The sequence below is a fragment of the uncultured Campylobacter sp. genome (assembly GCF_938045205.1).
GTDB lineage: Bacteria > Campylobacterota > Campylobacteria > Campylobacterales > Campylobacteraceae > Campylobacter_B.
The window spans coordinates 1-1141 of sequence record NZ_CALIMY010000142.1 but is presented as its reverse complement, the minus strand read 5'-3'; the positions used below and the strand labels follow the sequence as shown (position 1 = coordinate 1141).

Below are 1141 nucleotides of genomic sequence, written 5' to 3'. Positions count from 1 at the left end.
AGGCCTCGGCGATCTGGTGCAATATCTTTCCGAATACCCAAAACGGCGTGGTGAGCATGCCTGTAGCCGCGTTCGCCGAGGGGGTGGGCGTGTTTATCTTGATAGCGGTGATATTTTCGCTGACGGAGGGTTCAAATTTAGGCAAGCCCAGCGTCAATATCGCGCCGCTTTTCATCGGCTTTACCGTCACGATCATCATCGCGACCGTGGGACCGATGACCAATGCCGGACTCAATCCCGCGCGCGATCTAGGGCCTCGTATCGTGGGGTATCTGGCGGGCTGGCACGACGTAGCCTTTTCGTGGGACACGATCATCGTCTATACGGTCGCTCCGCTGCTCGCGAGCGTTTGCGCGGCGGGACTTTTAAAGGTCATCGAGCCGCTGCAAAAGCTCGGGTACAAATAAAATTTGAAAGGAACATCATGAAAGACGTAAGAGAAGAAGTGAAGGCGTATTACAGCAAGATCACCAACGAAAAAGCGGGCGAGATGGAGACTAAAATTTGCTCGTGCGCCGCAGATAAGTTGCCTAGATACCTAAGGCCGATCAGAGAAATGATCCCCGAAGAGATCGCGACACGCTTTTACGGTTGCGGCTCGCCTATACCGCTAGCGCTTGAAGGCTGCACGGTGCTTGATCTGGGCTGCGGTACCGGGCTTGACGTATATATGCTCTCAAAGCTTGTGGGCAAAAACGGCAGGGTAATCGGTGTGGATATGAATGACGATCAACTAGCGATCGCTAAAAAATATCAAGATGAAATGGCGCAAAAATTCGGCTACGCACGCTCGAATGTCGAGTTTAAAAAAGGCTATATCGAGGATCTGGCAAGTCTTGGGATCAAAGATGCCAGCATAGATGTCGTCGTCTCAAACTGCGTGATAAATCTCTCACCTTACAAAGAAGCGGTGTTTAATGAAATTTGGCGCGTGCTAAAACGCGGCGGCGAGCTTTATTTTTCGGATATTTTTGCAGATTTGTGGATATTCTTTTGCTGCTCCTTTTTGTATACTATAAATAATCAGACGAATAAAGAACGAAAGGATTCGATGCTGCTAAAAACAATTTGGAGGAGATTCGATGAGTGTAGCGATTAACATTGAGAACGCTGTGAAGAAGTATGGCGATCTCACAATCAT

The 1141-nt window shown here is 49.0% G+C and carries 2 protein-coding genes; both read left to right on the top strand.

Annotated features, from left to right (window positions below):
* Positions 1–407: aquaporin (locus tag Q0198_RS08810; protein ID WP_297897102.1), on the top strand; the 407-nt coding region annotated here is incomplete at its 5' end.
* 17 nt (positions 408–424) lie between these two features.
* A complete protein-coding gene (locus Q0198_RS08805; RefSeq protein WP_297897099.1) occupies positions 425–1099 on the top strand; it encodes a methyltransferase domain-containing protein in 675 nt (224 codons plus the stop codon).
* The last annotated feature ends 42 nt before the right edge of the window (positions 1100–1141 follow it).